The sequence below is a fragment of the Neisseria sp. P0021.S007 genome (genome assembly GCF_051956855.1).
This window is the reverse complement of the sequence record NZ_JBQCXA010000175.1, coordinates 1-997: the sequence shown is the minus strand read 5'-3', so window position 1 is coordinate 997 and position 997 is coordinate 1. Positions and strand designations below refer to the sequence as shown.

Genomic DNA, 997 nt, shown 5'->3' with positions numbered 1-997 from the left:
GGCGAGCCCTGCCGTGATTATTGAACAATTCGGCGCAAACGGCGGCTCTCTCGGCCCTGTCAACTTCAAAGGTAAAGTCTATGCCGATTTCGCTACTGAAAAAGGCGCAGACTGGGTTATCGGCGCCAATGAAGACGACTACCACTATATCGGCTTCAACTTCGGCCGAGATGCTACCGAGCCTGAATTTGTCGATTTGCGCAATGTCATCGAAGGCGACATCAGCCCCGACGAACAAGGCCGTCTGAAACTGGCACGCGGTATTGAAGTCGGTCACGTTTTCCAATTGCGCGACAAATATACCCAAGCCATGAATGTCAGCTTCTTGGATAACAACGGTAAATCCCAAACTATGGAAATGGGCTGCTACGGCATCGGTATTACCCGCGTTGTTGCCGCCGCCATCGAGCAAAACAACGACGAAAAAGGCATTGTTTGGACCAAAGCAATGGCACCGTTTGAAGTCGTTATCGTGCCGATGAACTACAAAAAATCTGAAGCCGTACGCGAAGCCGCTGACAAAATCTATGCCGAGCTTTTGGCTGCCGGTGCGGATGTATTGTTGGATGACCGCGACGAACGTGCGGGCGTATTGCTGAATGACTCTGAGCTGTTGGGTATTCCTCACCGCATCGTAATCGGCGATCGCGCCTTAAAAGAAGGCAATGTTGAATATGCCGAACGCCGTGACAATCAGGCTCAAGCCGTTGCGGTATCAGAAGTTGTCGCCAAGGTTCTGACTGCATTGAACGCTTAAGTCTTTTTCAATCATGAAAAGGCCGTCTGAAACTGATTATTTCGTTTCAGACGGCCTTTTTTTGTTTTAATAAATAATGTTTTGTCCGTAACTCTCTAATATTTCTTTGATTTTCAAAATGGTTTCTTTAGGCGGCGGATGTACGCCTTTTAATTTGTATTCGTCGCCGCACAAAGCCCATTTGTGGGCGCCCAATTCGTGATACGGCAAAAGCTCGACCATTTCGACATTATCCATATC

At 48.2% G+C, this 997-nt stretch carries 1 protein-coding gene and 1 pseudogene; one reads left to right on the top strand and one right to left on the bottom strand.

Annotated elements, in window-relative coordinates:
* On the top strand, window positions 1-757 hold a 757-nt coding region (locus tag ACTHUR_RS12000; RefSeq protein ID WP_440398719.1), incomplete at its 5' end, for a His/Gly/Thr/Pro-type tRNA ligase C-terminal domain-containing protein.
* Between the two features lie 66 nt (window positions 758-823).
* On the opposite strand, the pseudogene pflA reads toward ACTHUR_RS12000, so the two are convergent.
* Window positions 824-997: pseudogene (pflA, locus tag ACTHUR_RS11995) on the bottom strand (pyruvate formate lyase 1-activating protein); the annotation flags it as partial.